This window comes from Caldimonas brevitalea, assembly GCF_001017435.1.
GTDB classification, from domain to species: Bacteria; Pseudomonadota; Gammaproteobacteria; order Burkholderiales; family Burkholderiaceae_C; genus Caldimonas; species Caldimonas brevitalea.
Genome location: NZ_CP011371.1, coordinates 4,811,532 through 4,836,007, shown reverse-complemented (window position 1 = coordinate 4,836,007; position 24,476 = coordinate 4,811,532). Strand labels below are relative to the sequence as shown.

The following is a 24,476-nucleotide window of genomic DNA, read 5'->3' as shown; positions in this document are numbered from 1 at the left end:
TTGGCAGGTGCTCGCCAGCCTTCGACAGGAGTGCTCATGGAAGTGTTGACGCACGAGGTACGCACGCTCACTGAATTGGACCACGTTCGCCTGGAGCGACTGATCCGAGGCGTGGGCGAGCCAGCGGCGCCGCAGGCCAACGGTGCCATGCTGGCCATTCTCGATGGCGCCGAGCTGGTGCCTTCACGCCGGGTTTTGCCCGATGTGGTCACGATGTACTCGCAAGTTGAACTTGCGGACCTGACCACGGGCAAGAGATACCGGCTGACGATCTGCTATCCCCCGGATGCCGAGCCCCATGCCGGCTTCGTCTCGGTTCTGTCGCCCGTCGGCGCGAGCCTGCTCGGTTTGCGCGTCGGCTCCATCGCTCGGTGGCGCCTGCCCGGCGGCGAAGAGGGCGCCGCGAAAGTGGTGGCACTGCTCTTTCAGCCCGAGGCCTGCGGCGACTACACGTTGTAGCGCCCCGAACACTCGGCCTCACCCGCGCCTGTTGCACAACGCCTTTGCTGGCGGGGTGGGCATACACACGTCCGGGCGGCATGCGAGTCATGCCAGCTCAACAGTGGAGATTTCTCATGACCCCGATCACGTCCATTCTCGTGGCCACCGATTTTTCCGTGGCAGCCAACATCGCCGTGCGCAGGGCCGCCTTGATCGCGGCGCAGCACGACGCACGGATGACCTTGCTGAATGTCGTCGATCCCTCCACCTTCAGGCCCTTGCGAGGATGGGTGTCGAAGTCGACCGCCATCGACTTCAAGGTCGCGCAGGCCCACGTTGCCCTGGGTGGCTTCGCCGCCGAGATCGCCGGCAGGCACGACGTTCATGTGCGTACCGCGGTGCAAATCGGCGACGCACTCGAGCATGTCCGTCAGATGATGGAAGACGCCGACCTGCTGGTCGTCGGTGCGAGCAGCGCAGATCCCCTCAAGGACTTCCTGTTCGGAACGCCGACCGAAAGGCTGTTGAGGCTCCTGCGGCGACCCGTTCTCGTGGCGAAGCAGCCGCTGGAGGGCCCGTACCGTCGTGTGCTGGTGCCGGTGGATTTCACCGAGAGCTCCGAAGCCGCCGTGCGCACAGCACTCGATCTCGCCCCTTTCGCGGCGATACATCTCATCCATGCGCTGAGCGGGCACCCCTTGACGCGACTGCGGGCCGATGTACCCGAAGCGGTGATCCGCGAGTACGAGGCGCGCGACCGACAAAGGGGTGTGCGCCGGCTCCGCTCGATGGTGGCATCGCTGGATCACGCCAGGCTCCACATTTGCGCCGACCATGGCGACCCGGCCCACCTGACCCTCGCGAAGCAGAAGCGGATCGTTGCGGACCTTGTCGTGATGGGCAAGAAGGGCCAATCGACGGTGAGCGACTTCTTGCTGGGGAGCGTGGTAAATCGCGTGATGTCCAACACGCCATGCGACGTTCTGGTCATCCCCAAAGCGAGCGTTCCTCGCTTGATCGCACAACCCGAGCGGCGAGACGGCTTCTCCAGCTCCGCTAAGGCATGTCCACTGATTGCACGGCCAGCCACACCGCGTCGATGTGGATTAGTTCAGCCACTCACGCAGGCAGCTGCCACACTCGGCACCGGCAGCGGCGGGCCAGCCGATGACCATCGAGGTCGCGCCGCGGCGTAGCTCGATGCGGATGTCGGGGACCGTCGGTGGGGACGGTCCTGGAACTGCAACCGCGCAGACCTGCAACGGCCCGAAGCCGTCGGTTGAGCCGGTGTCGTAGCGGGCCCCCGGGAGGCGGCAGCGCGAGGGCGGCGACGGATCTCGTCCGACCCGTCCAGGCCTTGCCCAGTGCGAAGGAACGATGGTGCTCGCACATGACGAGTGGCGTGACGAGTGGCGTCGCTGCTGCTACAGGGCGACCGCCCCTCGTTCCGCCTTGACACGGAGTTCGTCGCGCCCTCGCATTGGGACGTTTACCGGAGTCCGAATGAGAACCGAATGGAATGACGCAAGTCGACTGACCCGATCCAACCAGCTGTACAGGCTGGACCCTTCGGCTGGAACGAAGGTGTCAAAGCCACCCGGCGCGGCGAAAACGCCAGTACAGGGTGCCGCAGGCGGCGGCCATCGTGCCGAGGGCCAGCGCATAGCCGTACTGGAGCTTCAGCTCCGGCATGTGCTCGAAGTTCATGCCCCAAACACCCGCCAGTGCCGTCCAGACACCGAAGATTGCGGCCCAGGACGCAAGCCGCTTCGACACCGCGTTCTCTTCGATGCCAGTCATCGACAGGTTCACCTGGATCGCCGTGTTGACGGTTTCGCGGATTGAATCAATGGAGCCGTTGATGCGCGCGAGGTGGTCGAGGACGTCCCGGAAGTACTCCTGCACATTGGCGACCAGCGCAGGAACGCGCGGCCCTTGCAGTTCGCTCATGGCCTCGATCAAAGGCGCCACTGCGCGCCGAAGTACCATGACGCGGCGCTTGAGACGGTACAAGCGTTCAATGTTCTCCCTTGCGCTGCCTTTGCCGAAGATGTCGTCTTCGATCTTCTCCAGCTCTTCCTCCAGCGCATCGAGGACAGGGAAGTACCGATCTACAACGGCGTCCATGAGAGCGTAAAGGACGAAGACCGACCCGTGACGTAGCAGGTCCGGCTCAGCTTCTGTCCTCTTGCGTACGCCCAGGAAATCGGACTTGCTGCGGTTGCGCACCGAGAGCACGAAGTTGGGCCCGGCGAACACCGAAACCTCACCAACGCACCGGTCCCCGCCGGCAAGGTCGCCAGGCTCGACCAGATGCATGAACAAGAAAAGGCAGCTTCCGTATCGCTCCACCTTCGGACGCTGGTCACCGTGAACCGCGTCCTCGACCGCCAAGTCGTGCAGCGTGAACTCCTCCTGCATCTGGCGCAGCTCTTCGGGAGACGCGTCCTTGAGGGCGACCCACACAAAATGTTCGGGCTTCTGCAGGTAGTCGCTGATGGCCTCAACCGGAATGTCGGCGACCTTGACGCCTTCGCGGTAGGCGACGCAATTGATCAACACGGTGGCTCCTTTTATATGGCCGAAGATCAGGACGAGGGATTCACGATCTCAGGCGGCCGGTCAGATCTCCTCTTGGGCGCACGCCTCTACCAACCGGGTCGTATGGATTCGGGGATCTCGCCTTGGCAAGATGCACGCGTCAGCTTGTGAGAGACGCGAGTTGCTCGGCGAGGGACTGCCGCAATTGCTCCCGCCCCATGTTGCCTGCCGCCAAGACAAGCGCTTGGATGAGGGGCGCGGCTGCGCAGCCGGCGTCCTCGACGATGCCGAGCATCGTATCGAAGGCCAAGCCAAGTTCGTTGTGTGCCAGGAACTCGGCGAACTGTTCGAGCTGTGACGAGAACTCCGCCGCAACGTCCGTAGGCAGCTCGGTCCTGGCTTCGTTCAAGAGGGCTTCGGTTCTCGCCCAAGATTGGATCAGGTCAGGAGTCGCCACTGGATCGCCCGTTCACGCTTGATAAGGGAGAGCATAGCGGCGACCGGCTGTATCTCTTCAAGCTTTTGCGCAACCGATGTCTATATCGGCGAGATCGTGCACAAGGGCAATAGCTTCGACGGTCAGTACGACGGCGGCTCAAACAAGAGCCATAGCTTTCGATGTGCAAAGACATCTCGTCCTTCGACAACTCCGGGCTGGAACAGCGAAAGTAGCCCCGCTCATATAGTTGATTGAGCAAACCTTCGGAGAGTTGAGCCACGGGGTTTACCGGATGGAAGGGACTTTGCCGCACCGAGCCCTACGCTTGCTAGATCGTTGAATGCATCATGGCACATCGGCACGGTGGACAAGAGCTTCGATCATGCGCTCAACACGCCGCACATCGGCAATCGCAAAGAAGCCCTGCTCATGCCCCCGTTGGCGACCACGGCTATCTCGATAGAATTCTGTCTTCAGAAGGAGATCGCCGAAGCCGCCTTGATGCTCTGTTCGTTCCAAATTCTCGATATCTACAGGGCGAAACGACTTCACCGTGACCGATTTCGTCCCTTGCATGATGAAGGCCCGTTGGTTTGTAATCGCATAAACGATCGAGTAGGCCTTGCGCTTCTGCCAGATGGGCGAAGCGAGCCCTGCGATTCCGATTAGCAAGAATGGAAGGCCAAATAGAGGAAAAAGGCTCCAGCCGCTTTCGAAGGTCGGCAAACGGAACCCCGATGCACCGGCCATCCAGAACAAGGAGAAGGCAGTCCAAGGAACAAAGAAGCTCCAGGCTTTGTAGCCAGACTTCATGTACAAAGTCGGATTTGGTTGCCCCGCCCACACTAACGACTCCCCTGGTTTTAATTCTGTGCGAAGCCGTTGCTGCATAGTCTCTGGAAGCGTTGAAGTGCTGGTCATTAAATATCTCCGTATTCAGGCCGTCTGAGATCAGGTGCAGGACTGTAGGCCTGTCCGCTCAAGCGCGGCGGGGGCGGCTCGTTGCCGACAATTAGCACGCCGCTAGTGTGACAAGCGACCCATGGCCGGCATCCAGTTGTCGGCAGCGAGTCGTGGGGTCGGACGTTGTTATCTTGGATTCAAGGATAACCACGACTTTTCGTGATCTCATGTACGCCCCACGGTGCCGCGTGCACTATTTCTCGTTGGATGGCGCCTGTGAGAGATAGCTGTGCTGTTCGGAACGTCCGGCTAGGCTTTTCTGCTTGACGGTGGCGACACAACCAAGAGACTGCTAGCGCTGACGTTTCACGCGTCCTTAACGAACACTCCCCTCGACCTCAACACTTCAACAGGGCTGAGAAAATTTCGTTCAATGCGACAACCAAAGATGGGGAACGTTTTTCATGCGCCTTGCAGAGCCATGTCTTGCATCACTCAAAGCCCACGATAGAAACTCGATGCTCTCTTGTCGAGAGCAGCGCCCACTTTACCGCTGATGGGAATAGGAACTCCGGACATCATTTGCTCTTTTTGCGATCTTGAACAACAAGCAGCCCGATATAGACGACGAACGTCACTAACGAACCTAGGAAAATCGCATCCCATGTGGACCCGAAGTACCACGCATCGAGAAATTGTTCTGGGTTCTGCGCATAAATTATCCGTCCGCCAACGGTGGCTTCTATAGCGACGTCATACGTTCCGCGAAGTGTGCGCACTCGTGTGAAGGAGACTGTCATGACAGTCCCGCTAGGGGCTATGCCGCACCGAGTGCTGATGTCCGTAATGGAAGCGCCGCAGATCATGGCCGTATTGTCCAACCTGCCGAAGGCGCTCTCTCTAACACTGGCCTTGTGATACTCAAACCGTCCGGTCCGTGCGGAAACCGCTCGAAGCTCGTCAGTCGCAGGCGCCAAAATGAATGCGGCGAGGAGCACGGCCGCGCCGACACAGCAGCCCGTGACTATCGCGGCCATTCGCAGTCGTGTTTCGCTCATGGAGAAATTTTAAACTTTCTGTCACTCTACCGAGAGAGTGAAGTTGCCTCCGGTATTCCCATATCCCATTCGTGCTGCAAATTTCTTCATTCACCTGCTCCCATACGCCGTACGAGCGGTACGCCTGCAAATTTCTTGGCAAGACCAAGGAAGTTCTTCTGTCCGGCGAAACCATCGAGATTGCTGATCACGATGATGTTTCCCTTGTGCTGAGGTCAATGGGAAGAGAGATCATCGCCAACAAGCGCTACCGCACCATCAAGTCCGGAGACAGGGTGTTGGCTCTGTTCGACCAGATTCAATCGATCGAGGTCGCTCGAGAGGCAGACGACGAAGGTCAGGAAACCTGGAGGGTGAGCCTGTACATCTCTTGGCTTTCACGTGTGCAAATCGGTCGAACCACTGATGCCACGGAGGTATCGATCGTCGGTGCTCGTCTGAGCACAATCACAGGCAAGAAGGTGGTTGCGCATCGGTAGGCCGATGTTCTAAACGCACATCTTTCGTCTCCAGCGGCGGAGCTGTCCCTCGCGTGGAGCGCGCAAAGCTGCCGCTCGGACCCGCCCCCAGCCCCCTGTCGAGTGCCGGCAGCGGAGGGCACTAGCGTGGGCCCACGCTCCTCGCCACCCTTTCCCCCGCCCTGATCAAGCGCTCCTTCAACTCCACCGGCTCCAGCACCTCGAAATCCACATCGAACGCCAGCAGCCAGTAGGTCAGGTGATCGAGGGCATGGGCACCGCATCGCAGCACGCAACGTTCGACATCGATCGCTTCTAGCAGACCGTAGGTGGCGGGGATGCGCTGGGCCATCACCTCGCGGGGCGCGTGCAGCACGATGCGCGCTTGCGCGGAATATGGCGACACGGCCAATGAGCGAGACACAAAGGCCTTGAGGTCGCCGCCTTCCGGGCCGGGGCGCGGGGCGAAATGGGCGCCCATGGTTGCGGGCGGTTGAATGCGGTCGAGGCGGAAGGTGCGCCAGTCTTCGCGCCCGCGGTCCCACGCCACGAGGTACCAGCGGCTGCCCGTGTGGACCACGCCTTGCGGGTCCACCCAGCGCTCACTCGCAGCCCCGCGGATGTCGGTGTAGGTGAAGCGCACGCTGAGCTGGTCGCGGCAGGCGCTGGCCAGGGCGGCGAGCAGGGTCGCGTCGATGACCGGGCCGATGCTGTCGAGCGGCGTGATGGTGGTGCGCAGAGCGTCAGCGCGTTTGCGCAAGCGAGCGGGCATCACCTGCTCGAGTTTCACGACGGCGCGCAGTGCCGTCTCTTCGATGCCGCCCACCATGCCCGAGGCGGCGGTGCGCAGCGCGATGGCCACGGCCAGGGCCTCGTCGTCGTCCAGCAGCAGCGGGGGCAGCGCTTGGCCGGGGCGGAAGGCGTAGCCGCCGCCCACGCCGCTGCTGGCCTCAATGGGGTAGCCCAGCTCGCGCAGGCGGTCGACGTCGCGCCGCAGGGTGCGGGGATGGACCTGCAGCCGCTCGGCCAACTCGGCGCCGGCCCAGTGGCGGCGGGCCTGCAGCAGCGAAAGCAGGCGCAGCAGGCGGGAAGACGAGGTGAGCATGCGCCGCACTCTAGCTCACATCGAGGGCGGAATCTGTCCGCAATGATGCCTACAGTGAACCCCATCAATCCACCGTGACGACCCCGTCACCCAGCCCAAGGAGAATTCCATGTCCCAGCCCCAATCCATCGTCCTGTACTGGCACCCCATGTCGAGCGCCACGCCGGTGGCCTGCGCGTTGGCCGAACTCGGTGTGCCACACCAGCGCGTGAAGGTCGACATCAAGGCCGGCGAGCAGCGCAAGCCGGAGTACCTGGCCCTCAACCCGAACGGCAAGGTGCCCACGCTGACGGTGGATGGCGCGCCTATGTTTGAGGCGCTGGCGATCCAGCTCTGGCTGGCTGAGGAGTACGGCGTGGCGAAGGGCCTGTGGCCCGCCGCCGGCACGCCCGAGCGGCTGCAGGCGATGTCGTGGTGCACGTGGGCCTACGTGACCTACGGCACGGGGCTGGTGCGCCTGCAGGTGGCCACCATGGGCGACGAGGCGCTGCGCAGTGCGGCGCACGCCGACGCCGCGCGCGAGGGGCTCGACGGGCTGCTGCGTCTGCTGGACGAGCGGCTCGCGGTGCAGCCGTGGATGCTGGGTGCGCAGTACTCGATGGCCGACCTGCTCGTGGCATCGGTCATCGGCTACAGCGTGTTCATCGGCGCGCCGGTGGCTAAGCATGCGCGTGTGCAGGCTTGGCTGGGCAAGGTGCAGGCGCGGCCGGCGATGAGGGGTGAGGGGTGAGGGCGGCGGTGTAAGGGGGCGGCATGTGCCACCCCATCAGCGCCCCTGCGGCGCCCGCTGCGCATCGACACGACACCCAAGGTGACCAGGCGCACGAGCGCGCCCCCCCGATCGGCCCGTCGCGCAGCAGCGTCGCGTTGGCCTCGATCTCGAGCGCGTACGTGACGGTGGGATCCGCGTGGGGGACCTGCACGAAAAGCACCGAGAAGAGGCGCCTCGCCGAGCGGCACATCGCCATCAAGGTTTCGAGCTGAGTTGGTCGCGCACGCACCGGCTGTGGCATGGTCTGCGCGGGCCCGGGAAGCGCCCGCGCAAGCGCGTTGCCTCGCGGCGGCCTCGCATTCATACGCCCTTGAAGTCCAACGCGGTCTGGGCCTACGGCGCGCTGGACAAGAGCTACTTCATTGCGTCGGGGCCAGGTGACTCCTACCATAGACCTCCCGAATGCAGCAGTCGATTCATTCGACCCGAGGAGGTTCCCATGCCGGCCTTTCCCCCCGCTGTCGAGCGCAGGCTTGACGTTCTGGTCGCATTCGCAGCGCTAGCGGTCACGCCGCCGCTGACGGCGGCGGGCCTCATGGTCGACGTCGTCCCCGATTTCGTCGGCCTCGGTTTCGGCACCACGACCGAATGGATGGGTTCCGCCGACCAGGTGGGTGGCCTGGTGCCGGCGGCGCGGGTGCAACTCGAGGGACACCGGTTCGCGGAACTCTATGGTCCTTTTGGCGACGTCAACGTGCTTGACCACCCCAACTGGGAGTTCGGACCGATGCTGTCGTTTCGCTTCGGCCGCAAGGATGTCGAGGACCCGGTGGTCAACTCGCTCCCGCCGATCGATGGGGGAGTCGAGGCAGGCGTTTTCGGCGGCTACCACTACGTCAACACGCAAGGCGTGCCGTGGCGATTGCGTGTGGGTGTTTCTGCAATGACGGCGATCGGCGGCGATGCGACCGGCAGTCAGGTCACGCCCTATGCCAGCTTCTGGATGCCGCTGAGCCGCACGGTGTTCGTCGGCATGGGCGCCGGCTTCACGTGGTCGAGCGACAGCTTCATGCGGCAACGCTTCGGCGTGAGTCCCGGGGCGGCGGCGGTCAGCGGGCTGCCCGTGTACACCGCTGGCGCCGGCGTGCGGCAGTTCTATGCGTGGCCGGCCGTGGTGGTCCGGCTGAGCCCTCGCTGGTTCGCCGGCGCGGGCGCCTTCTACCAGCGCCTGACCGGTGATGCGGCAGACAGCCCCATCGTCACGCGAAGGGGCGATCCCAACCAGTGGACCGTGGGCGGCGGCATTGCCTACACATGGCGTTAATGCGCGCCTAGAGGCCGCGATGAAGGTATTGGGGCCGTTCGCCTCCTTGTTCGGCGGGCGCTACCGACCGAGCCCGACGAGGCGGAGGAAGCGAAGCCTCGACGTACGTCGAGGCCGAGGACCGGGCGCGTCCCGCCAAACGCGGGATCGAGAAACCGGCGGCTATTTCCCTGCGCGTTGCCCCGTTTCGACCCAGGCCTGACCTTGCTCGTCCCACCGATGCGTGTCCACGAACCTCTGGGTTTCGAGGCGTCTCTGTTCGGTCGTCATCGTGCTCAAATCTCGTGGAGGCCCATCATTCGTCTTCCACGTTCCGGCTTGTTCGTCCCAGCGGTGCCGGCTCACGAAATCCTCGGCTTCCGCCCTGATTTCCTCGCGACTCTTCACGCCCGGCGGCGGCTTGACGTTCTCTTTGACTGTCCAGACTGAGTTCACCTTGTCCCAGCTATGGGTTCTCAAGAACTCGTCACGTTCCTTCTTCGCTTGCTCGCGCGTGACGCCGCCGGCCTCCGCCTGGCTGCTCTTGGAAGTTTGTGCGCCCGCTTGCTGGAGCGTCAGCGCTAAGCAGGTTCCCAGCAGTGATGCGGTAAGACGCGTACACCTCATGATGGCTCCTTCAGTGATTAACTCGCTAGAAGACGATAAATACAACGCGAGGGCACGAAAGCACACTAGGGATGGGTGAAGCATGTGCTGCCACTTTCCCTCCCTCTGAACCGCCTCATCACCGGCTCATGGAGCCGCTGGGCTATGTCCCGCCTGCCGACTTCGAAGCCAACGACCATCGTCAACGCGCGGGTCAGACTGCGACCGTCTGACTTAAACCAACCGGCCTCCGCGATACCCGGGGCGGTTCAGCCTGAAGGGCTGGATGGCGAAGCAGTGGTGGACCGCATCCTTCACCGTGCGCGGGATGCGAATTCTCCTCCTGCTTCCGCGTCAGATATCGAGCTCTGGACCGCCAAGCTCCGCGCGTTCGGCCATCAGACGCTAGCTGCGGCGGACATGCGGGACGCACTGCGGGCGCGTGAAACGTGCGCACTCGAGGTCGTCGCGGGCGATGGACTCAGCGACGGCCTGACGGCGTTCAAGATCTAGGTGAACGGGAACATCCCAGGTCCGAGCAAGCCGCTCGACAGCCTCGACCACCCCTAGCAGATACCGCTCCAGCAAAGCCGCCAGGAGCGACTGCTGATTGGGGGAGTACCGGTAGAGCGAACCGACGGACACGCCGGCGCGCTCGGCCACGCGTGTGGTGGTCACGCGCTCGATACCCCCATCGACCAAAACCTGAATACAGGCATCGGAGATGGCTTCGACCGTGCGGGTCGATCGGGCTTGAAGCGGCTTCTTTCTTGGTTTGAGGAGACTGGGATCGCGCGCCAAAGAATGCGAATTCACAATGTGAATGAACTTTCATATTATCTGCGCCGTTGCGACTTTGATGACGGCCATGTGGCGTTCAGATGCACACCCATCCCGCCTCGGCATGGCGGGCTTCAACAAGGGATCTGAAACGCCCGATGACCATCGGCTTCGCAGCATCCATCGAGTTTCCTCCCTGAAGGCCTGCAGCATGCCGGCCGTTTCTGTAAGCCTTTGGTCTTGAATCCTAAGACAGGGTCACTGTCATTTTTTCTTAATAAAAGTGTATATGCACATCTCTCTGCCTTTGAGCGTTCTGATGACGGTCGTGCTGGCCGCGTGTGGTGGTGGTGGTGGTGGCGGTGGCAGCGGCGGGGCGGATTCGTCGCCTGAGACGTATCCGGACGGGATGGGCCGCAGCGGGCTCGCGGCGGGTACTGTGGAGATCGGCGAGGTCGCCAACTATGGAAATTTGTTGTTCGACCCGGCTCTGGCCCTCATGGACAACGGACAGGCCTTGGCCGCATGGATCCCTCACCGACGCGACGCCCCGGAAGACATGGTTGCGTGGAGCCTTTCTGACACGCAGGGCAGCTGGAGTTCACAGCGAGTGCTGCCGCAGTCTGTGGGCGTGGACGGCCTGAGGGGACTGCGCCTGCGCGTGAACAGCTCGGGTGATGCGGTGCTGGGATGGGCGACGCACATCCCGTTCCTGGACGAAACACGAGCTTCCTCCCGCGCGCTGCGTTTCACGTCCGGCTCAGGAGATTGGGAGGGTTCGGCTGTCGAGATCGCCTTTCGCCGTCATGCGGAGACGTCCGACCTGGACATCCTGCCCGACGGCGCCGTCGTCACGAGCCGCCGGGTAAGCGATGCGCAGACGAAAATGCAAGCTGTCGAAGCGCACACCCGCGTGGCCGGCAGCCCCACGCCGACCTCGATCGGCAGGGTCCCGAGACTCTCGAGCGAGCAGATGCTCGAGGAGACATACTTCGCGACGGGGTCGGGCAGCGAGGGGAAGCTGCTGTGGCTCTCGCGGCGGAGCAACGATGTTACCTATTTCGAGCTCAGGGGGGCCAAGGTCTCCCTGGAGCAGGGCGTCGATGAGCCGTATCTGATCACCTCGTATCGAGCTTTGTGTGGGCTCGACGATACCGATGTCAACGTTGATACGCCTACGGCTCTTGCGCGTACTTGGACAGTCGCCAGCTCGCCGACCTCGCACACGACCGTCGCGATGCTCGCGCCCGGTGCCGAGAGCGAGATCGACAGGTGCCCCGCGCTTGCCCTGCATCTGATTCGCATCAACGACTCGGCCGACAGGAAGATCGAAAGCGCGCAGATGACCCCCTCCGATGGGTTCATTCCCGTGCCACCGGCTCTCGTGATGGATGGACACGGCAACGCCCTGGCGGTGTGGAAGGAGGCCGACCTGCTTCAACCGCTCGCGCCCGCACGGTTGAAGTGGTCTGTTTCGCGCCAGGGCGGGGAGTGGACCGCACCGAAGGAAGTCATTCCCAATCTGGCTTCGATCGGGACAGTGGTGTCCCGCGGCAGCATCGCGTTGGCGATGAACAGTGAGGGCCAGGCCGTCGCCGCCGTCATTGCGCAGGACGGCAATTCGAAGGAGACCAATGAGCTCGTGATCTACGGCCGCTTCGACTTCAACAACGGATGGAGCGAGTGGAAGAAGGCCGCGAACAAGACCAGGCTGTGGGGGCCCAAGGTCGCGATCAACCGCAGTGGCGCAGCCATGCTGGTCTACACAGCCTACGATCTGGACCGTGAAAACGGCAAGGCGCGCACCACCTGGAACAGCGATATGCCGGTGTCCAGGCGCATCTACGCGCTGCGATTCTGAGGCCGCACAGAGTCGGCCCCCGAGTACTACAGTCGTAGTTGTCTGCGGCGGCAGTGGCAGGTCTTGGCGCGAGCCTGAAGGGGTCGATGCCCGCACGACCAGGCCGGAGTGTGCCGAGGTGTTGAATGAGGGGAGCAAACCGGCGCCAAGAGGAGGAGGCGCACTTCCGGAACGGTTAGTCGCAGCAGCTCCTGCGGGCCTTGAAGGCCTGCAGCGAAGAGCGTGCCTCGTTGACGACGCTCCCTTTATGAAGGCCAGGACCTCCGGGCGGTCGTTGTGCTCCATCCAGCCTCGCAGGCTGCTGACGACTGACAAGCTGGTTTGCCGTTCAGCCAGAGGATCTGTCGGCGTGACCGCCGCTCGCGGCGTCGTCGCAGATGTTCAGATTAACCAGCAGCTGACCTATGAAGCCGTAGTGGCAGCTGAGGACACCGAGTTCGAAGAGGAGGCGGGTTCGACCCAGAAGCGCGAAGAGGCCGAACTAGCTCCGGTTCAGCAGTAGCTCTCATGGCCCTGCGCTGTGTCCATTGCGACGTCGACCGAGCGTGCCGAGCTACGATGGCTGCGCTTGGCGGCCCACTGTTCGAACGGCTCCTCGCGGCTCTACCCGAGCTACCTGACGCTGCGTCTTGAAACTCGCTACGCGGTATTGCGAGCTGGGCAAGGCCGCTTAAGACTTTCGCGACCGTCCAAACGCGGCCGAGAGCTTCGGACGTCAGCAATTCGACCTGCTGACGTCCGAAGCTAAGCAGGGCAGCTTCATGTCAATAGTTGGAGTCTCAGGTATTGCCTGCCATCCGCATAACATCCTGCTCGGACACCGGCTGCACCTGACCTGTCTTGTTGTCGTAGGTCATGAACGGAAGCTGCTTGCCGCCTTGGGCGGCAGCGTATTGCCTTTGCAACTCGAGCGCAGCGTCCGGTTTTGCCGGACTCACCAGTACGCCCAAGACGTCTTCTTTGCGGGGTTGGATCAGGTTTTCGTTGTGAGGGAGGATCGTCTTCGACGAATACTTGGGCTGCCCTGCCTCGGCGGCGCCTTTTTCCAAGTAGCCTTGCCGTTCCGCTGGGGTCATCGCTTCCAGCTTCGGCAGCGCGTGCTGAGCCGCGGCAAACTGAACGGGCGTCATTTTCTGCTGTAGATGAGCACTGAGCGCTGACGACGGCATTGCCGCAGCCGCGCTCGCAAAATTCGGCCCCTCCTGCTTCAGCGCGTCGGCAATCACATGCTTCGAACTCTTGTCGGCCACGCTCCCGGTCTGGCGCAATGCCATTTCTTGATATTTAGCCTGCAATTCTTGCTTGTTGTTGGAAAGCCTCGGCCGCTTGATGTCCTCATCGTCGGCGTCCTGGGCGTAATGCTTCTGCAGCGTTGCCTTCGCGGCCTCCGACACGGCAGGGTCGGGCCGAGTGTTCGACTGTTTCACGGTTTGCCCGAACGCTTCGTCCTTGATCAGCACGTTCGTACCCATGTCTTTCTTGGCTCCGAGAACCATCGGCGTTTCCTGAGCGAAAACCAGGCCGCTGCGTTGGTTCTGTTGGAAGGCTCTGAACGGGCCCGTTCCCACGGCGGTTGCAGACACCGGAACGCCCTGTTCGTGCAGGCGTAGCTCGTCGGACACGCTAGTAGGAGACACGACTTGCAGCGTTCTCACATAGCCTGCCGTCTGAGTGCCCGCTGAAGGCGGCTGTTGAAGGCGGTCCAGGCTGGCGCGCGGTCTACTGTCGCTGCTCCCCGCAGGTGTGCTCGGGGGGCGCCCGAGGCCTGCGAGTCCCGACTGGCTCGGTAGCCGCGATGCTGCGGGATTGTCGCCAGCTGGGGCCTGTGTCGTGCGCGGCTGGTCAAGTGGCGAAACGTTTGCGCGAGGACTTCCAACGACGTTGAAGTTTTTCATGGTGCCCGTGCCCCAGTTGAGCGGAGCACCTTATGCCGGATTTGTCGTCCGTTCCGCCAACTGGGCGAAGCGGACCGTCAGTTCGCGAAGCCTGAGGCCAGGTTCGGCAGGCCAACACCGTACTCGGCAATAGTGCATCTGTCGTGGGCGGCGTACTACAGCAAGCTCATCGTCGCTCTGATGCGCACACTCGCGTTGTTCAACAGTGCATCGAGAAGTCCGATGCCGGCCAGCCCACCGTTGCCGGGGGCAAACGTTGAGGCGCGTCAGCGACGGGCTGCGCAAGCGCTGCAGAGATTGTGCCGTTGCCCCGTACCCAACCTCCAGAGATCGTGCCCAGGATCACAACAGCCGCAGATTCCAGTTCTGGGATGGCTACTTGACGGGGAAGCTTAAGGCTGGAAGCGGACAGAGCTTGAGCAAACGGAATGTCAGAATCTCAAGAGTTGAGCAGCCTTCGGTGAACACCATGCCTGTTGATGCGCCAAACACAGTAGCCTTGCTTCGCGAGCTAGTTGCCTCCGCATTAGGGAATGAAGTTCGGTTGATCTTGTCGGGAGCGTCGAGCCACAACGACCTGGATGACGAGTCCTCCGAATGCTATCCGGCCGGCTATGCAGACTATGACGGCAAGGGATTTCACTTCATGACCTATGTGCAAGCCCACCTCGAATCGACGGCAACTGGCAGAAGCCCTGCCTATCCGGAAGAGTTCGAACGATGGTTGGCTGATGGGGCCCCAGGGATCAACTTGGCCCAAGTCCTCGCATTGAAGGCTCGAAGCCCATCTGCGCTTTGAGTTGCCGGTTTCGCATCTTCAAATCCTCGACGAACGCGACCACTTCCGCTGCCTTCAAGCCGCTGCTTCAGGCTGATTCTGTTGAAAAACCCGGGTGGCTTGCGGCGAGCGCGAGCCCGCACCAAGGCCGATCTTGCAGAACGGTTCAGGATCGACGATCACGACCTGATCAAGGGTTCGAGGACGGCTGCGAAAGTCGCTTCCGGAGCTGCTTTGAGTTCTTCAACAGAATCGGCCAAGAGCGGACTTCCGGATACGACGGCTCTCGGCGGTTGAAAGCCGGCTTTAGTGTCGCTTGTCGTTGACGAGCAAGGACTGCCGTTGGCCCCTTGTTAGCGGTCTTGAGAGGCCGGTCGCCGCCGTCTCATGCGCCGGCTCTGCGGTGTCCCCGAATGACTGTCGGCGCGAATCCGAACCGGTCGCGGAACCGGATGGCGAAACGCGAGGCCGACTCGTAGCCCACCTTCAAGGCGATGTGCGCGACAGGGTGGTCGGTAGACTGTAGCAACGTCATCGCGTGGGACATGCGAACGTCGGCGAGTAGCTCGCCAAAGCTGGTGCCTTCCGAGTTCAGCCTTCTTCGCAGCGTGGCTTCGCTCATCGCGAGTCGCGTGGCGACTTGGGGCATCGTCCACGCTGTTGCAGGCGATTCGGCGAAAAGCCTTCGCAGCTTGGACGTTGCCGTTGTCGTCTGAGGTGTTCCGAATCGAACCCCGGCGACGGACAGCCAGACCAGCAGTTCCGCAAGCCTGTGTCGTGCCACTTCTTCGGCAAGACCTGAAGGGTCGGAAACGGCGGCAACGGCACGGTCCACTGCTGCGACGAACTCGGCGCTCGCCTGCTTGAGCACCATGGCGCCAGACAGTGGCGGTCCCGCCGGGGCTGTTTGCATGAAACGCTCGATGATGGCCGGGTCCCACACCAGCCAGCGAGCTTCGTAGAGACCGGCCGCCGACAACCGGTTCGTCACGTCGAAGGCCTGCCCGCCTGCGACGGCAATGGCGTCGCCGCCTTGTAATGTCCACCGCCGCCCTCCGGTTTGAAGCGACTTCGTCCCGTGGCGCAAGAGGATAAGCGCGGGGCTGTCCACCACGACCCTGCTGAACCGAAGCGCGCTGTGCTGTACGACATTCGCCGTCAGCCCAACCCCGCAACGGGTAAAAAGGCTTCTTGTTCCGCTGCGCATCGTCGAATGGGATTGGCGTGTACGGCGCTATGGCGACACGCGGTGAATCGCGCAGAGCTTGTTGCCGTCGGGGTCGCGAACATACGCCAAGTAGTAGGAGCCGTGGGCGTCCTTGCGCAGGCCAGGTGGTTCCTCGACGGACGTGCCGCCACGGGCCACTGCCGCGTCGTGGAACGCATGCACCTGCTCAGGCGACTCACACCGGAACGCAATGGTGCCGCCGTTTGCAAACGTGGCCGGCTCGTCGTTGATCGGCCGGCTGACGCCCAGCGTGTTGCCGTTGTGGCGGTAGAAGAGCCGGGCATGGCCCGAGGCCGCGGTGTTGCGGACCGGTTCACCGGCCCCGAGAACACCCAGCACCGCATCGTAGAACTGCTTCGACCGTTCGAGGTCGTTGCTTCCGAGCATGACGTGATTGAACATTCCTTCTCCTTGATCGTCTGCGCTGGAGGAACATAAAGTCGAAGACAGTGTAGGCGCCGAAAGAGAGGTCTGTTGATCCGGTTTCGATCAACTTTGGTGCCGAACCGCTCATACCGCCTTTCAGCTCCCAATGCAGCCCGTCTGGCGAATCGACGGCTGGCTGCCGAAGCGTGGGCGCCACCTCGTCTTCACCCCATGAGCCAACCGTTTGGCCTGGGGAGATGGGGGCGTGGCATGCGAATAGCTGCGGCCGATTCCGGGTGTCCGTCACCAATGCCGCGACTCCGGGCGCACCGACCGCCTGCAAAGAAACTCTCAGCCTGATGGATAGACTAGGATGCGCGTAACAAACCTCACTCACCGCCAGCATCCCAAGCCGGTCCTGCAGGCCGGCGCGACCGCGAGCTCCCGACCCCTGACGTCGCCAACCAGCATGTTCCGGATTTTTCTGTACCGCTTGGTTGTGCTCTGGCTGCTTGCCGGCGGCACGGCCCTCGGCGCCCCGGCGCAAACGCTCCAGCTTGAGACCTCGCGGATCGGAAGCCCGCTGGGCCGGCATCTGGCTTACCTGGAAGATCCGCAGGGAAAGCTGGCATTGGCTGACGTCATCGCCCGGCACGACAGCTTCCGCCCCAGCGAACAGGAGGTGCCGAACTTCAGCTTCACCCGGTCGGTGTACTGGTTCCACCTGCGCCTGGAGAACCACAACGCGCCCCAGTCGCGCTGGCTGCTGGAAGCGCAGTATCCCTTGCTCGACAAGGTACGTTTTTACGCGCTGAGGGACGGGGCCGTGCTCTCGTCGTCCGAGGCCGGCCGGCTGCTCCCGTTCAGCCAGCGTCCGATGCGCCACCGCAATCTGGTCTACCCGCTAGAACTGCCCGCGGGCCAGGCGCTCGACCTCTACTGGCGCGTCGACACCGAAAGCTCCCTGCAGCTGCCGCTGGTGCTGTGGACACCCGAGCGCCTGGCGCTGAAGGACCGCGACGAGCAGTTCGCCTTCGGCCTCTACTATGGCGTGCTGGCGGCGATGCTGCTGTTCAACGCCCTGGTTTACCTGTCGATGCGGGACATCAGCTACCTGCACTACGTGCAGTACATCGGCGGCTTCATACTGATCCAGATGTGCCTCAACGGCCTGGCCCATGAATACCTGTGGCTGGATCGGCCGCGCTGGGTGCAGGCGGCGATGCCCTTCAGCCTGTTGGTGTCGTGGGCGGGCGCGGCCAACTTCGCGCGCTCCTTCCTGAACCTGCCCAAGCACCTGCCGCTGATGGACCGTTTCACTTGGTGGTATGCGCGCATTGCCTCCGTCCTGGCCTTCGTGTCCCTGTTCGCGCCCTATACCGTCATGATCAAGCTGACGACGGTCAATGGCTTCGTGATGTCGATCACGATGGCCGTGATCGGCGTCATCTGCACGATGCGGGGTGTCGCGCAAGCACGCTACTTCCTGCTGGCCTGGGCGATCTTCTTGGGCGGCGTGGCCGTGTATCCGCTGAAAACGATCGGGCTGCTGCCGACCGTCTTCCTTACCGAGTACAGCATGCAGATCGGCTCGGCACTGGAAGCCCTGCTGTTGTCCTTCGCGCTGGCGCACCGCATGAAGGTGCTGGAGCAGCAAAACCGGCGCATCCAGGCCGAGGCCACCAGCCAGCTCGAGCAACGGGTCCAGCAGCGCACGCGCGAGCTGGACGAGGCGCTGCGCAACCTGTCGGAGGCCAACAACGAGCTGCAAAAGCTCAATGTGCTGGACGGCCTGACCGGCGTGAAAAACCGCAAGTACTTCGACGAGCAGCTGGCCTTGCAGCTGAAGGTGGCCGAGCGCAGCCGGCTGCCGCTGTCGCTGCTGCTGATCGACATCGACCATTTCAAGGCCGTCAACGACCGCCACGGCCACCTGGCCGGCGACGCGTGCCTGCGCGCGGTGGCCGGCGCGATCGCGGAGTCGCTGTTCCGGCCGGGCGACGAAGTGGCGCGCTACGGCGGGGAGGAATTTGCGGTGCTGCTGCCGCAGACCGACGCGGCGGGCGCGGGGCGGCTGGGCGAGCGCATCCGCGCTGCGGTCGAGCAGCTGGCGGCGGTGCACGAATGCACACCGGTGCCGCTGACGGCCAGCATCGGCGTGGCCGTGGTCGCCGAGCCCGGCGAGACCGGCGAGCGGCTCATCGCCGCCGCCGACGCGGCGCTCTACGAGGCCAAGCACCACGGGCGCAACCAGGTGCGGATGGCCGCGGCCCTGACGCCAAAGGCGGCCTCGTAGCGTTCGCAGCCGTGCAGTGCCCCCAGCCGCAGGAGAACGCGCGTGAAGACCTACGACATCGAAGTACAGCGCCTGAAGTCAGGTTGCTGCGAACCCATCCGCCCAAGAGCGCCGTGCGGTTGGTCCACCTGCTGGACATCGTCCAGTCGGCCAAGCTCCCCGACGCCACGATTGCAGCGCTCGCCGCCGAAAGATGGTGTCGACAGCTGACCCGAAGCAGTTGCCTCTCTGCGCTGCCGCCTTGCGAGCCTCTGTCCGAGTGGTGCACAAGGCCATCGTCTTCGGACGGCTTGCGGTCATACAGCGCCTGTTCCAGCGCGTCGAGCACGAACTCGGTGTGCATTGAGCTGCTCTGACGCCAGCCCACGATGCGACGGCTGAACACGTCGATGACGAACGCAACGTAGACCCAGCCTTGCCAGGTCGAGACGTAGGTGAAGTCCGAGACCCAGAGCTGGTTCGCCCGCTGAGCTCGAAACTGACGATTGACGCGATCCAGCGGGTACGGCGCCTTGGAATCAGCAACGGTCGTGCGCGGCACCTTGCCACGGCGCACACCGTGCAGTCCCAACTGGCGCATCAGCCGCTCGACGGTGCAGCGAGCCACCGCGACGCCTTCGCGGTTGAGTTGGCGCCAGACCTTCTCGGCCCCGTAGACCTGCATGTTGGCCTGCCAGACACGCTGCACCTGCGGCAGCAGGCTCGCGTCGCGCTGGGCTCGCAGCGAGCGCAAAGCCGGGCTGCGTTGACGAGCAGCATGGCGTCGGTACGCCGAGGGGGCGATCTGCAGGACGCGACAGATCGGCTCGACCCCAAACTGCGTTCGATGCTGATCGACGAAAGCCTTCAGGACTTGGTGCGGCGGTCGAGCTCCGCCTGGGCGAAAAACGCGCTGGCCAGCTTGAGGATCTCGTTGGCCTTGCGCAACTCGCGCACCTCGCGCTCCAGGTCCTTGACGCGCTGGGCATCGGCGGTCGTGATGCCACCGCGCTGGCCGGCGTCGACCTCGTGCTGCTTCATCCAGGTGTGCAGCGTCTGCGGCACACAGCCGATCTTGCCGGCAATGGACTCGATGGCCTCCCACTGCGACGGGTGCTCGCCGCGGTGCTCCAGCACCATGCGCACGGCGCGCTCACGCACCTCGGGGGAAAACCTGGGGGACTTCTTCATGGCTCTATCCTCTCAGAGAAAAGAGCCTCCTCAAATCCCGGGACGGTTCAGTACCGCTCGGAAGTAGAACTTTCCGGCTCCTCTGACATCGCCGCAGCCGCCTGCAGGCGGCTGCGGCGGCGGCAAAGCGCTGCCTGGCTTGGTCGTGCGTCGCGAGGCAGAGGTGCTGTTGCTGCTGAGCAGCGGGTAGGTAAGCGTCTGCCTTCGCCATTGCTGCTGACCACGGCGTTCGTGCAGTGCAGCAACAGCGCAAGATCGCTCCTCATTCTCGAGGTGGCCCGGCCTTTCGCCTCGCAATCCGCTCGTTCAACGCGCTGGCCGCACCAACTCGACGCTGCTCTCCCCACAGCACGCATCCAATAGCGAGCATCAGTGCCGCCCCGAACCCAAGCGCAGCACGTTGAGCGCGCTGCTCCTGCCGCAAGAACTTTCGACCCTCGGTGCCGTTCATCAGATCGCAAAGAACGGTGGCATCGTGAAGCGGATAGCGAGACCGGGCCGCGATCGCCGCGGGGTCCACACACTCCGCGGCGCCGAAGCGGGGCGTTTTCTCGACGAGCGAGAACCGGCGGGCGCTCTCATCGCTCGCGGTATACCAGGACCCCGTGAGCTTGACCCGGATCAACGTATCACCCAGAACCGTCCACGCCAGCTGACCGAGTGCACCGTAAAGGAAGATGGCTGCGATCGCGACGATCAAGATCCGGGAAGCCAGGCCCGGGAGTAAAGGCTTGAGCCCGGGGATCTCAAGATCAAAGAAGTGTCCGCACTGCCGTACAGCGTCAATGTCTTCGTCATGCCGTCGTGTCCAATGGATCACACACTGCGCCTGCGCCAAGGTCCGGATCTTCTTGAGTCCGGTCTGTAGCCGAAAGCGCATCAGGGCGTCGCGCTCATTCAAGTACTGGCAGATCTGAGTCTGTGAAACCTCTCGCTTGCCGAGCAGGAAGTGCCATATTCTTGCCGTGATGAGGTGCGAGGAGCCCGTGCGGAACCAAGCCCAACCCAGCAGCGCGAGAAACAGCCCCGTAGGCAGGACGAGCTGAAGCCCACCTAGCCACCCCACGACGGTCTGTATGCTGCTTGAGATCTCAGACACTTCCATGTCGCCTCCTTGCCATGTCACCGCGTACTCAGCCATAGGGATGCGATTCTGTTAGCTCGTCTCGGCGTTGGGGATCCCTCTTGCGAGGGCGACAACATTGACAGGATGAGCCCGCTTGTCCTTTTGGTTTCAACGCACCCGTACCGTCTTCAGATTGGAAAAGCTTGCTCCAGTGGCCGTACTCAACCAAGCATGCCCATCCGAGAAAATCAGCTTGCGTTTCAGGCACGAGATGAGGTCATCGAAGTACTCTCCAATGCTGGACGCAATAACCTCCGTGCGGTAGTCGTCTCCGTCATGAAACACAAGCTGCCCGGAAGTCCCGGCGGGAGCAGGCGCCGCGTCCACAAAAAAACGGGCCCTCGTCGACAACATGCTCGTGTTGAACAAGGAAGACTTCGACGATCTGCTGGACCGCGCAGCAGAGCGCGGCGCCGAGCGCGTGCTGATGCTGCTCGGCTTCGACGACCAAGGCTTTGCGGCACGCGACCTGCGAGAGCTGCGCGATCTGGTGGACGCCTGGCGTGATGCCCGTCGTACCGCCTGGCGGACGGTGGTCAAGGTGCTCACCACCGGCGTGCTCGCCGCGCTGCTGGTGGTCGTCTCCATCAAGTTCAACCCTTGGGGAGGCGGCCAGTGATCGGGACGCTGCTGGGCGGCCTGCTCGGCGGCGCCTTCCGGCTCTCAACCGAGCTGCTCAAGTGGTTGGACCGCGCGGGCGAGCGTGCGCACGAGCTGGCCGTGCAGGACAGGGCGCTGGAGTTCGAGCGCCTACGCGGGGCCAGAGGGGCCAAGACCTTACCTAGAGGCTTGACGCTGCAGCGGGCAATCCTGCATCGCCTTACGCGCCATCTCGGGTCGAACATTATCTGGAGGGAGGCTGGCGCGGTCTTTTAGATCTTCCAAGATATCGAACGCACGGCGATAGTTTTGGCACGCCTCCTGACGATCCTTCTTGAACGCCGCGGCGTCGCGGTTTTGTCCGCTTGCACGTGCTTCCAAGGCCTTAGCGAGATGGTAGTGAGCCTCGCCTTGGACGCTGCGCACGTTCACGCGCATGTGAACGTCCTTGCGGAAATCGTCAAACAGAGTGAGGGCGGTTTGTGCAGCATCAATGCTTCCCGCGACATCCCCGAGAGTGAATAGGGATTCGCTTATATTGGCGTTTGCTGTTGCGAGATTGATTCCAAAGTTCACGTTACCTGGGTCTTTCGCCATCAATGAAGAAATCAGCTCAATCGCCCTCCGAAATTCTTGTGCCGCCTGTTTAGACTCGCCGGCTTGCTGTAATGTGGCGCCCAGGTTGTTGTGTCCGCCCGCAACGTTGCTCGCAAAACGAGTGTTATTTGGATATTTCGCATGTTGGCGCTCCGATATCGACAGGGCCTTACGAGAGGCCACCATGGCTTTGTGAAATTGTCCGATGTGGACGAAATATTGGCCGCGTTTGCTGTACGCGCTCACTAAATATGCTTCCGCATCGAGCTCCTCGGGCTGCCGTGCGACGAGTGCCTCGAGCAAACGGATGGAAGTCTCGGACGTCTTGACGTAGGCGGCCATCTGCCCTGCGTCCAACTGCGCAATGCTTTGCCGCATATATAACCTTGCAAGCCGCAGCTGGTTTTCGAAAGAAGGGTCAGCGGTTGCCAGATCCCCTGCCACAGACAAGCCTCTACGGAAAACTGCATCTGCCTCGTTGAACTTGCCAAGCCCACTCAACAGCTGAGCCTGGAGTACGCACACTACCGCCAGTTCCCGCTGCGCCGCAGCGAGGTCAGCGTTGCGATCATTGCGGGACGCCACAAGTGGTTCGAGCAGTGCCCTCGCTTTCTCGTAGCTCGACATCGCTCCCTTCGGGTCGCCCAGGTTAGATCCAACGCCTGCACCTTGAACGTCAGCTGCCTTGCGATAGCCGGCAGCAATTTCCACGAGAAGGCTCGCGTCGCTGCCCGCCTCGCTACTCAGTTTCTGCAGGTAGGCCAAGGCCTTTTCCACCACTAGCCGGCGCACCGGCGTCGAGCCAGGCAAATCGCGGATAGCGTCGTGGATGTCAAAGATAAACACGTTGGCCAGTTGACGCACATCGGCGAAGTGCCGCTCGGCACGCTCTCGTTCGCGCGTGGCCTCGTAGGCCTGGTGTGCTGCAACGGCAAGGCCGACCACCATCGCCAGATTGGCCATCAGTGCGACAGCGACCGCGATCCGGTGGCGCAGCACAAAACGGCCGGCCCGGTAGCTCCAGGCTCCCCGGCGTGCGTGAACGGGCAGCCGCTCCAAATGCCGGAACACGTCATCAGCGAGATGTTCGGCGCTGGCATACCGTGCCCCCGGGTCTTTGCGCAGCGCCTTCAACACCACCGCGTCGAGGTCGCCCCGCAGCTGCGCTCGAAGGCGCCGATCGGCGGCTGCCTTGCTCGGCGGCGTCGCTTCCCCATCGCAAATGGCCTTGGCCAGCTCATAGTCGCTGTTCGTCGGCCCTTCCAGGTAGGGTGATCGGCCTGTCAGCAGCCGGTGCAGCACCACGCCCAGCGAATAGATGTCGCTGGCGGGCGTGATCTCGTCGCCTTGCACCTGCTCCGGGCTGGAGTAGGCCAGCGTCAGAATGCGCTGCGCGGTCCAGGTACTCGTTTGGTCGTTGCTGTCGGCTAGAGCGAGGCGCTTGGCGATGCCAAAATCCAGCAGTTTGACGAGGCCGCTGCCGGTCACCAGGATGTTGCTCGGCTTGAGGTCGCGGTGCACCACACATTTGCCGTGGGCGTAATGAACGACCTGGCAAACAGTGCGAAACAGTTCCAGGCGGGGCGCCACCGGTAGTTGGCGGCGCTCGGCGTAGAGATCGATGGGCTCGCCGTCGACCAGTTCCATCACGAAGTACGGCTGCCCGTCCTCGGTCACGCCGCCATCGAACACCTTGGCCAGGTTGGGATGGTCGAGGTTGGCCAAGATCTGGCGCTCGGCCTGGAAGCGTGAGATGGCGTGCTCCCGGTCAAGGGCTGCCGTCATCAGCTTGATCGCTACTTGCTGTTCGAACTGTCCGTCGGCGCGCTCGGCCCGGTACACCTCGCCCATGCCGCCTCGGCCTATCAGGGCGACGATGCGGTAAGGCCCCAACTGATGACCGATGCGCGACACATCTACAACCGATAGCATCGCAACCAGTGGTCTGTCGAGCAGCGTGCTGCTGGACGCAGCCGCGTCGAACAGGGCCCCCAACTCCTCCGCCAGGGCAGCGTCATCGGCCGCCAGTCGGGCGACGAATACAAGGCGTTGCGAGGGCGGCAGCGTCAGCGCCTCGGCGAACAAGGTTTTAATGCGTTGCCATCCGGCAGCGTCGAGGCCTCGAGCAGAACGCGCGTTTGAGGTCACGCGAGAGTCCATTGCAGCGGTTCTCCAAGACGGCTGGTCTTGGCACAACCAGCATCACGTGGCGC

General features: G+C 62.9%; 22 protein-coding genes, 1 pseudogene and 1 other annotated feature. Of the genes and pseudogenes, 10 read left to right on the top strand and 13 right to left on the bottom strand.

The window, feature by feature from the left end:
- Positions 1 to 36 precede the first annotated feature (36 nt).
- Together AAW51_RS20365 and AAW51_RS20360 are read left to right on the top strand one after the other, a co-directional pair.
- Complete coding sequence (locus tag AAW51_RS20365; protein WP_047196071.1) at positions 37 to 459, top strand: GreA/GreB family elongation factor; 423 nt, start codon at positions 37 to 39, stop codon at positions 457 to 459.
- Positions 460 to 575: 116 nt separating this feature from the next.
- Positions 576 to 1,637, top strand: coding sequence for a universal stress protein (locus AAW51_RS20360; RefSeq protein ID WP_047196070.1), 1,062 nt, complete (start codon positions 576 to 578; stop codon positions 1,635 to 1,637).
- A gap of 391 nt (positions 1,638 to 2,028) precedes the next feature.
- Here the strand turns inward: AAW51_RS20360 and corA are convergent, their stop codons facing one another.
- From corA to AAW51_RS30135, 4 genes are all read right to left on the bottom strand, one after another.
- Entirely contained in the window at positions 2,029 to 3,003 is a 975-nt protein-coding gene (gene corA, locus AAW51_RS20355; protein WP_047196069.1) for a magnesium/cobalt transporter CorA, read from the bottom strand.
- A gap of 139 nt (positions 3,004 to 3,142) precedes the next feature.
- Entirely contained in the window at positions 3,143 to 3,391 is a 249-nt protein-coding gene (locus AAW51_RS20350) for a hypothetical protein (RefSeq protein ID WP_157359987.1), read from the bottom strand.
- Positions 3,392 to 3,766: 375 nt separating this feature from the next.
- A complete protein-coding gene (locus AAW51_RS20345) occupies positions 3,767 to 4,234 on the bottom strand; it encodes a hypothetical protein (RefSeq protein ID WP_053013798.1) in 468 nt (155 codons plus the stop codon).
- 668 nt (positions 4,235 to 4,902) lie between these two features.
- Positions 4,903 to 5,382 carry a hypothetical protein gene (locus tag AAW51_RS30135; RefSeq protein ID WP_157359986.1) on the bottom strand — a complete coding sequence of 160 codons (480 nt, stop codon included), beginning with the start codon at positions 5,380 to 5,382 and terminating at the stop codon, positions 4,903 to 4,905.
- 71 nt (positions 5,383 to 5,453) lie between these two features.
- On the opposite strand from AAW51_RS30135, the gene AAW51_RS30130 reads away from it, so the two are divergent.
- Positions 5,454 to 5,861, top strand: coding sequence for a hypothetical protein (locus AAW51_RS30130; protein WP_157359985.1), 408 nt, complete (start codon positions 5,454 to 5,456; stop codon positions 5,859 to 5,861).
- 121 nt (positions 5,862 to 5,982) lie between these two features.
- Here the strand turns inward: AAW51_RS30130 and AAW51_RS20335 are convergent, their stop codons facing one another.
- Positions 5,983 to 6,945, bottom strand: coding sequence for a helix-turn-helix transcriptional regulator (locus AAW51_RS20335; RefSeq protein ID WP_047196065.1), 963 nt, complete (start codon positions 6,943 to 6,945; stop codon positions 5,983 to 5,985).
- Positions 6,946 to 7,054: 109 nt separating this feature from the next.
- Here AAW51_RS20335 and AAW51_RS20330 point away from each other — a divergent pair, with 109 nt between their 5' ends.
- Positions 7,055 to 7,675: a glutathione S-transferase family protein gene (locus AAW51_RS20330; RefSeq protein ID WP_047196064.1), complete on the top strand. Its 621-nt coding sequence runs from the start codon at positions 7,055 to 7,057 to the stop codon at positions 7,673 to 7,675.
- Between the two features lie 352 nt (positions 7,676 to 8,027).
- A complete protein-coding gene (locus tag AAW51_RS20320; RefSeq protein ID WP_157359984.1) occupies positions 8,028 to 8,981 on the top strand; it encodes a MipA/OmpV family protein in 954 nt (317 codons plus the stop codon).
- A 162-nt stretch (positions 8,982 to 9,143) separates the two neighbouring features.
- Here the strand turns inward: AAW51_RS20320 and AAW51_RS20315 are convergent, their stop codons facing one another.
- Positions 9,144 to 9,587 (bottom strand): hypothetical protein, encoded by a 444-nt coding sequence (locus tag AAW51_RS20315; RefSeq protein ID WP_047196061.1) that lies wholly within the window; start codon positions 9,585 to 9,587, stop codon positions 9,144 to 9,146.
- Positions 9,588 to 9,971: 384 nt separating this feature from the next.
- Positions 9,972 to 10,382: a TetR/AcrR family transcriptional regulator gene (locus AAW51_RS20310; RefSeq protein WP_238947651.1), complete on the bottom strand. Its 411-nt coding sequence runs from the start codon at positions 10,380 to 10,382 to the stop codon at positions 9,972 to 9,974.
- Positions 10,383 to 10,665: 283 nt separating this feature from the next.
- Between AAW51_RS20310 and AAW51_RS20305 the strand changes: the two genes are divergently transcribed.
- Together AAW51_RS20305 and AAW51_RS30125 are read left to right on the top strand one after the other, a co-directional pair.
- Positions 10,666 to 12,207 (top strand): hypothetical protein, encoded by a 1,542-nt coding sequence (locus AAW51_RS20305; protein ID WP_157359983.1) that lies wholly within the window; start codon positions 10,666 to 10,668, stop codon positions 12,205 to 12,207.
- Positions 12,208 to 12,556: 349 nt separating this feature from the next.
- The gene (locus AAW51_RS30125; RefSeq protein ID WP_157359982.1) at positions 12,557 to 12,709 is read left to right on the top strand and encodes a hypothetical protein; all 153 of its coding nucleotides are present in this window, start codon (positions 12,557 to 12,559) and stop codon (positions 12,707 to 12,709) included.
- A gap of 277 nt (positions 12,710 to 12,986) precedes the next feature.
- On the opposite strand, the gene AAW51_RS20295 is transcribed toward AAW51_RS30125, so the two are convergent.
- On the bottom strand, positions 12,987 to 13,829 hold the full coding sequence (locus tag AAW51_RS20295) for a hypothetical protein (protein ID WP_157359981.1): 843 nt from the start codon (positions 13,827 to 13,829) through the stop codon (positions 12,987 to 12,989).
- A 733-nt stretch (positions 13,830 to 14,562) separates the two neighbouring features.
- Between AAW51_RS20295 and AAW51_RS30120 the strand changes: the two genes are divergently transcribed.
- Positions 14,563 to 14,901 carry a hypothetical protein gene (locus AAW51_RS30120; protein WP_157359980.1) on the top strand — a complete coding sequence of 113 codons (339 nt, stop codon included), beginning with the start codon at positions 14,563 to 14,565 and terminating at the stop codon, positions 14,899 to 14,901.
- A gap of 364 nt (positions 14,902 to 15,265) precedes the next feature.
- On the opposite strand, the gene AAW51_RS20290 is transcribed toward AAW51_RS30120, so the two are convergent.
- Both AAW51_RS20290 and AAW51_RS20285 read right to left on the bottom strand, forming a co-directional pair.
- Positions 15,266 to 15,991, bottom strand: a complete 726-nt coding sequence (locus AAW51_RS20290) for a helix-turn-helix transcriptional regulator (RefSeq protein ID WP_169788060.1) — start codon at positions 15,989 to 15,991, stop codon at positions 15,266 to 15,268.
- A 123-nt stretch (positions 15,992 to 16,114) separates the two neighbouring features.
- Positions 16,115 to 16,510, bottom strand: coding sequence for a VOC family protein (locus tag AAW51_RS20285; RefSeq protein WP_047196056.1), 396 nt, complete (start codon positions 16,508 to 16,510; stop codon positions 16,115 to 16,117).
- 433 nt (positions 16,511 to 16,943) lie between these two features.
- On the opposite strand from AAW51_RS20285, the gene AAW51_RS20280 reads away from it, so the two are divergent.
- Positions 16,944 to 18,770 (top strand): sensor domain-containing diguanylate cyclase, encoded by a 1,827-nt coding sequence (locus tag AAW51_RS20280; protein WP_047196055.1) that lies wholly within the window; start codon positions 16,944 to 16,946, stop codon positions 18,768 to 18,770.
- 241 nt (positions 18,771 to 19,011) lie between these two features.
- On the opposite strand, the pseudogene AAW51_RS29415 reads toward AAW51_RS20280, so the two are convergent.
- Positions 19,012 to 19,940, bottom strand: a pseudogene (locus tag AAW51_RS29415) (IS3 family transposase); the annotation flags it as partial.
- Positions 19,546 to 19,662: a sequence feature (AL1L pseudoknot), on the bottom strand. (Overlaps the previous pseudogene by 117 nt.)
- Before the next feature lie 262 nt (positions 19,941 to 20,202).
- Positions 20,203 to 21,045: a DUF6216 family protein gene (locus AAW51_RS20270; RefSeq protein ID WP_047196053.1), complete on the bottom strand. Its 843-nt coding sequence runs from the start codon at positions 21,043 to 21,045 to the stop codon at positions 20,203 to 20,205.
- Between the two features lie 373 nt (positions 21,046 to 21,418).
- On the opposite strand from AAW51_RS20270, the gene AAW51_RS20260 reads away from it, so the two are divergent.
- Complete coding sequence (locus AAW51_RS20260; protein WP_047196051.1) at positions 21,419 to 21,685, top strand: DUF6127 family protein; 267 nt, start codon at positions 21,419 to 21,421, stop codon at positions 21,683 to 21,685.
- Between the two features lie 158 nt (positions 21,686 to 21,843).
- Here the strand turns inward: AAW51_RS20260 and AAW51_RS28430 are convergent, their stop codons facing one another.
- A complete protein-coding gene (locus AAW51_RS28430) occupies positions 21,844 to 24,411 on the bottom strand; it encodes a serine/threonine-protein kinase (protein WP_169788059.1) in 2,568 nt (855 codons plus the stop codon).
- Between the last annotated feature and the right edge of the window lie 65 nt (positions 24,412 to 24,476).

What these genes read in the sequence shown, in the direction of transcription:
- AAW51_RS20365 (WP_047196071.1), top strand. Translation starts at nt 37, where the DNA reads ATGGAAGTGTTGACGCACGAGGTACGCACGCTCACTGAATTGGACCAC.
- AAW51_RS20360 (WP_047196070.1), top strand. Translation starts at nt 576, where the DNA reads ATGACCCCGATCACGTCCATTCTCGTGGCCACCGATTTTTCCGTGGCA.
- AAW51_RS20345 (WP_053013798.1), bottom strand. Translation starts at nt 4,234, where the DNA reads ATGAAGTCTGGCTACAAAGCCTGGAGCTTCTTTGTTCCTTGGACTGCC.
- AAW51_RS30135 (WP_157359986.1), bottom strand. Translation starts at nt 5,382, where the DNA reads ATGAGCGAAACACGACTGCGAATGGCCGCGATAGTCACGGGCTGCTGT.
- AAW51_RS20335 (WP_047196065.1), bottom strand. Translation starts at nt 6,945, where the DNA reads ATGCTCACCTCGTCTTCCCGCCTGCTGCGCCTGCTTTCGCTGCTGCAG.
- AAW51_RS20330 (WP_047196064.1), top strand. Translation starts at nt 7,055, where the DNA reads ATGTCCCAGCCCCAATCCATCGTCCTGTACTGGCACCCCATGTCGAGC.
- AAW51_RS20315 (WP_047196061.1), bottom strand. Translation starts at nt 9,587, where the DNA reads ATGAGGTGTACGCGTCTTACCGCATCACTGCTGGGAACCTGCTTAGCG.
- AAW51_RS20305 (WP_157359983.1), top strand. Translation starts at nt 10,666, where the DNA reads ATGACGGTCGTGCTGGCCGCGTGTGGTGGTGGTGGTGGTGGCGGTGGC.
- AAW51_RS20285 (WP_047196056.1), bottom strand. Translation starts at nt 16,510, where the DNA reads ATGTTCAATCACGTCATGCTCGGAAGCAACGACCTCGAACGGTCGAAG.
- AAW51_RS20280 (WP_047196055.1), top strand. Translation starts at nt 16,944, where the DNA reads ATGTTCCGGATTTTTCTGTACCGCTTGGTTGTGCTCTGGCTGCTTGCC.
- AAW51_RS20270 (WP_047196053.1), bottom strand. Translation starts at nt 21,045, where the DNA reads ATGGAAGTGTCTGAGATCTCAAGCAGCATACAGACCGTCGTGGGGTGG.
- AAW51_RS20260 (WP_047196051.1), top strand. Translation starts at nt 21,419, where the DNA reads ATGCTCGTGTTGAACAAGGAAGACTTCGACGATCTGCTGGACCGCGCA.